At 50.8% G+C, this 5,002-nt stretch carries 5 protein-coding genes and 1 pseudogene; 4 read left to right on the top strand and 2 right to left on the bottom strand.

Annotated elements, in window-relative coordinates; genetic code table 11:
• Positions 1-268: pseudogene (locus LEPTO7104_RS41440) on the bottom strand (hypothetical protein); the annotation flags it as partial.
• Between the two features lie 36 nt (positions 269-304).
• Positions 305-1,960 carry an ISL3 family transposase gene (locus LEPTO7104_RS0100310; protein ID WP_017296543.1) on the bottom strand — a complete coding sequence of 552 codons (1,656 nt, stop codon included), beginning with the start codon at positions 1,958-1,960 and terminating at the stop codon, positions 305-307.
• Here LEPTO7104_RS0100310 and LEPTO7104_RS39220 point away from each other — a divergent pair.
• The 4 genes from LEPTO7104_RS39220 to LEPTO7104_RS0100290 all read left to right on the top strand — a co-directional run.
• Positions 1,950-2,213 carry a PIN domain-containing protein gene (locus LEPTO7104_RS39220; RefSeq protein ID WP_083886970.1) on the top strand — a complete coding sequence of 88 codons (264 nt, stop codon included), beginning with the start codon at positions 1,950-1,952 and terminating at the stop codon, positions 2,211-2,213. The genes LEPTO7104_RS0100310 and LEPTO7104_RS39220 overlap by 11 nt on opposite strands.
• A gap of 142 nt (positions 2,214-2,355) precedes the next feature.
• Positions 2,356-3,768, top strand: coding sequence for a hypothetical protein (locus tag LEPTO7104_RS0100300; RefSeq protein ID WP_017296541.1), 1,413 nt, complete (start codon positions 2,356-2,358; stop codon positions 3,766-3,768).
• On the top strand, positions 3,765-4,220 hold the full coding sequence (locus LEPTO7104_RS32075) for a hypothetical protein (RefSeq protein WP_017296540.1): 456 nt from the start codon (positions 3,765-3,767) through the stop codon (positions 4,218-4,220). Before LEPTO7104_RS0100300 ends, LEPTO7104_RS32075 begins: the two co-directional genes overlap by 4 nt.
• Before the next feature lie 32 nt (positions 4,221-4,252).
• On the top strand, positions 4,253-5,002 hold a 750-nt coding region (locus LEPTO7104_RS0100290), incomplete at its 3' end, for an IS1634 family transposase (RefSeq protein ID WP_017296539.1).

Below are 5,002 nucleotides of genomic sequence, written 5' to 3'. Positions count from 1 at the left end.
GGACGCTTAGACTGATGGCTTGTCGCGTCTGACGGTAGCGCTGTTGGTCGTCGATGACCTGCTGCTGCTGTTGGACAACGGCGTCATATTGAGTCTGCAGGCTGGGGTCAGGTGCGTCGGTAGACGCTTGACTCAGACGGTGCAGCAGTTGCCTGGCTTGCGTCTCCACCTGCGCTAACTGTTGCCCCAGGCTCCGCCCTAGCGGTCGTCCCAGGTTGTGCAAAATCGCATGAACTTCGGGCTCTTGGCCACTTTTGGTGATGTGCAAAACTAGCACCTTTTGCGGTCCTCAAATTACAGCTGTTTAGCTGGTCAAAATGAACCGCTTCTCTAACAACTCCAAGTTGGCTCGCCCAAACATCTGCCGTTTCAGCATTTTGAGCCGATTATTCTGCCCTTCAACGGGTCCATTGCTAACCTCTAACGTCATCCCGGCTTTGACCGCATCATAATCCTCCTCCAGCCCTTTGACGAAGCTTTGAAACGCTTTGATTGAGCTAGTTTTAGCCGCCTGCAGCCAGTCATCCAGCTGACTGGGAAGGCGCTGCCGAACGAGATCAATAAAGCCTTGGGCCAGCGAGATAGCCCCCGATAACTCGGGCTGTTGAGCGAGCTGCTCTAATAAGGTATCGTCTTCAGTTGTCCGGGTTTCTGTTCGCTGTAAGATTAGCCATGCCGCTCGACGAGCACTCAAAGGCTTTTGAGGAGAGGTTGAAAGGGGAGGGGCTGGCCCCCGTCCCGGTAAATCGTTGAGAGATTCCGGGCTAGGCTGACCCGACGCTGGTAATTGACGCAGTTGATGGGTATAGCGGGCCAGGGTCGAGTAACTGCCCTGGTAGCCCTGCTGTTGGATCTGGTGAAAGAGGGCTTTGGTCTGGTGCTGTCCCCGGTTCCATTGATCCTGAATGTAGGGTTTATAGACCTCCAATCCACTGCCCTGTTGACGAATAGTGAGTTGTCGTTCAGGAAAGGTTGACGCGGCCAAATACTTGTAGACCGTCCGTTTGCCAATACCGAGATGGTGGGCGATGTCTTTAATGGCGTACCCTTGCTGCCGTAAGGCATGGGTTTGCTCGTAGGTCTCCAAACGATGAGCCCGGTTGAGCGCTTTGGGAGACTGTGGATCCTCAAGCAAGTCTGAGGGATGCGGAGCTTCGAGACCATCCGCCTGACGCTGGGCTTTTTCAACCTGTTGGAAGACTGAGTGGTGTCCCTTAAACGCTGTTTCCAACGTCTCTTCGAGATTGTGCAACAGATGAAAGCGGTCGGCCACTTGAATGGCTTCCGGTGCACCTTGGCTCATCCCGCGTTTGTAGGTCTTGGAACGGTCCCGAGATAAGATTTCGACGCCGGGATGCTCTTTCAACCAGGTTTCAAGGGTTTCTGCCGTGCGATCCGGCAGCAACGCAATGGGCTGGTGCTGCTCAAGATCCACCAAAATCGTGCCATAGTTGTGCCCCTTGCGGAGGGCAAAATCGTCTACCCCTAAGATTTTTGGGGTCGTTAGTTGCGGTAACGGCAGGCTCGCAATGACTCGCAGCATTGAGTTGCGACTATGCCCATAGCCAACCTGTTCGCTCAAACGAGCCCCAGCAGCACCCGCTAAGGCTAGGGCTATAGCTTTGAGATGATCTGCGTAACGAATGGTGCGCCTGGCCCACGGGGCCACGATTCTGGGTAAGCGTTCGGCAAAAATCCGTCGAGGACAGGCCTCATTGAGGCAGAAAACCTTACAGACTGTCAGCACTATCGTCAGACTGAATTGGACAACAGGTAAGTCTTTCAAGGTTCTGTTGTAGTGGCTATGGATACGGTGACTCGGACGATGGCAGAGAGGACACTGAGCTACGGTCTGTGTAGAGGCGAGGTAAACCGTGACCTGCTGGGTGGCCGTATCCAAATCCCAGTGCTGCAAGCTCAACTCAGTTTGGCTGGGGAGTAGATGCGAGATGAGGTCCATAGGGTTAACAAAAGCGAGAATGGATCCCCCTATTGTCTATAGCTCTCCTTGGATGGATCACCAAAAGTGGCCAAGAGCCCGAAGTTATGCAAATACGCACCTACGAGGCACCCTCGGCCTGGTGCTAGCCGCCAAGCAGCAAGGCCATATTCCCGCCGCTCAGCCTGTGATTGCCAAACTGCGAGAAACCGGCATGTACTTAAGCGATCGGGTGGTCACCAAAGCCCTGGCCCTGGTGGGGGAAACCCTATGACCTCACATCCCTGGCAGACCACATTCATGACCACCATCCAGAAACCTGAAACTGAGGATGCTCTGAATCAATCTGCTCAGAGCCAACCAGCGCTACTGGAAACTAACCCAGGCATCTCACCCATCAGTTCTAAGGTGACGCCATGAAAGATTATTTCAAGCCCGCCAAAATCATTACAAATGACTTGTACTTTTACCACATAGGTATTAAGTATCAAGGCAAAGGAATCATTACATGGGATCCAGATAAAGGTTTTCATCTAGAAGCATTATTAGAACAGCCGATACGACACCCAGATCGAATTGAGCTAGGGCGTGTTAGAGTCTCTGACCAATCAGATTATTCTTCAATTCGGGCTTGGACTTCTGATTATGGTTGGATGCTCATTCCAAAGATTAATATAAGTAGTCTCCAGGATGACCTAATCGGAGGAAACCTATCACTTAACTTTAGCTACATTTTTATATGCGAGTCCAATATTTTTGGGATCGATAGTTCTGCATGGCATGGAAGCGCGCTATACCATCTTAAAAAAACTCATAAATTTCCAGATCGCGTTACCGTAGATACTCAAATCGCAGGAGAGATCATACAACGAATCGCTAATCCTGGGTTTTTCTTTGAAGATGAAACGAGAAAGATTATTGGATATTTTCTTGACAAAGATCACCTGTATCTAACTTGGAAACTTCCCAAACAAGAGTTTGCCAAGCAGCAAGCCTGGGATTGGCCCATTGGATTCCAAGACTCGCTTCAAATTTGGCTAGGTGAAACGGTGCATTTACTGAAGCGAGAGATGCGCCGTGTTGCCCAAACTGTTATGGAAATCAGGAAATGTCAGCCTCCCAAGTCTTTTGGCCAACTTTCATTGATTGAAGTTTCAAAGATTCCAAGGGAAGAAGTTCTATATTTGTCATATTTCTTTTGCAGAAAATTGGAGCATAGCGATGTTTGTAGGAAAATATTTCAGCAAGTCGCCGAGGCTGCCAACCAGCAACTCCAAACAACACAGGAGTTTATAGTATCTACAATCTTGGAGGCTTCTCTGAGAACAATCTATGACTATCCTATTAGTAGGGCTGATAACTCAACTGGATTGCTAAATAAGAGATTAATACCAGATTTTAAGCGTGATTACCTCTCGAATGCTTGGAGAGGCGATTGCAAAAGAATTTTTGAGTCTTTTAAGCGATTAAGAGATCGAAATGCTCATCCTGATTGGCTGACTCATTCTGGAGGAGCCATGTCTACAGAAATGAGGACAGAAGCTCTAGATGACATGATTTATATGTGTCGATTTTATGGATACATGATTTTGGCTTTGGCAGGTTTCAGAGAACTAGAGCCAAATTTTCCAGAGCCCCATAGCAACTGGGGGCCAGCTGTAATCATTACCCATGTGGGCAATATTGGAGATAGCTCTATTCCGCCTGACTTTCCGAATATTCCTTCTCCGTTTGAAGAAATGGCACAACATGAGAAGCGATACAAAAGAATGCTCATCTATAGAAAATTCTTCATGAACAGAAACATGCAAGCAAACCAAATGCCATGACTGCCTTTGCTCAACAATGGCAAAGCGCCTTTATAGCCACTGTCCAGCAGCCAGGGTATGCCCAACCGCTGAAGCAAGCCGCTTGCCGCGAAGCACTGTCTGCCTGGACTAGCCATCTCACTACAGCTGTAGTCGCTGCCTGTAATGAGATAGGCTGGCAGGCTTCCGCCAAGAACTGCCCTATTCCAGCGATCCCCGTTAAAACCAATGAGTTCCTAAGTCTAGATGTCACCGCCTTTGAACCCTCTGCCAGGCAATGGCCCCTACCTATCGCCATCATGGAGCTAGAGAACCAGGGTGGTCGGGTTCCCTACTCTCTTTGGAAAGTACTCTGTGTGAAGGCACAGCTTAGAGTGGTGTTTGGCTACAGCCGCACTACGGAGGAACGGGCAAGCATTGTCAAAACATTGCAGTCTACCGTCCTTCCTGACTCACGGTTCGCTCATTTTTAAATGAGGTCAGCCAATTGGGATAGGTTAGGGCTATGGATACCCCCCTAACCGTTATCACCGAACGGGTTGACGATATTCCCCTGTTGCTGGCCCAACTGCAGCGGATGGACGTGCAACCCCTGCTCGACGACTACTTTCCGACCCATGGGAACTGGCAGGGGCTCAGCTTAGGCCATGTGGTGATAGTTTGGCTGAGCCACATTTTGTCCCAAGCGGATCACCGGTTAAACCCCGTGCAGGCCTGGGTAGAGCGACATCAGGAAACCTTGCAACAGGGCTTGCAGCAACCGGTTCGCGCCCTTGACCTGAGTGACGACCGCCTAGAAAGCGTGTTGCGATATCTCAGTGATGATGCCCAATGGGCGTTGTTTGAACCGGCGTTGAATCAGCGTCAGATTCAGGTGTATGACCTGCACCCCAAACGGCTGCGTCTGGATAGTACCAGCGTCAGCGGGGATTGGACGGTCAATGAGTCAGGGCTGTTCCAATATGGCCATAGCAAAGACCATCGCCCCGACCTGCCCCAACTGAAGCTGATGCTGGCGACGCTAGATCCGCTGGGGCTACCGATAGCGACCGAGATTGTCTCCGGGCAGCGCGCCGACGACCCGCTCTACATTCCGGCCATCGGGCAGGTGCGTCAGACCCTCAGTCAGTCTGGGTTGCTCTACGTGGGTGACAGCAAGATGGCCAGTCTAGCGACCCGTTGCTTTCTCCAGGCCACAGGCGATTACTATCTCTGTCCGCTCGGTGGGACTCAACTCAAGGCGGAGGCGATGCAG

Origin of the sequence: Nodosilinea nodulosa PCC 7104 (genome assembly GCF_000309385.1) — a bacterium.
Taxonomy (GTDB): Bacteria; Cyanobacteriota; Cyanobacteriia; order Phormidesmidales; family Phormidesmidaceae; genus Nodosilinea; species Nodosilinea nodulosa.
This window is presented reverse-complemented; position numbering and strand designations above follow the sequence as displayed.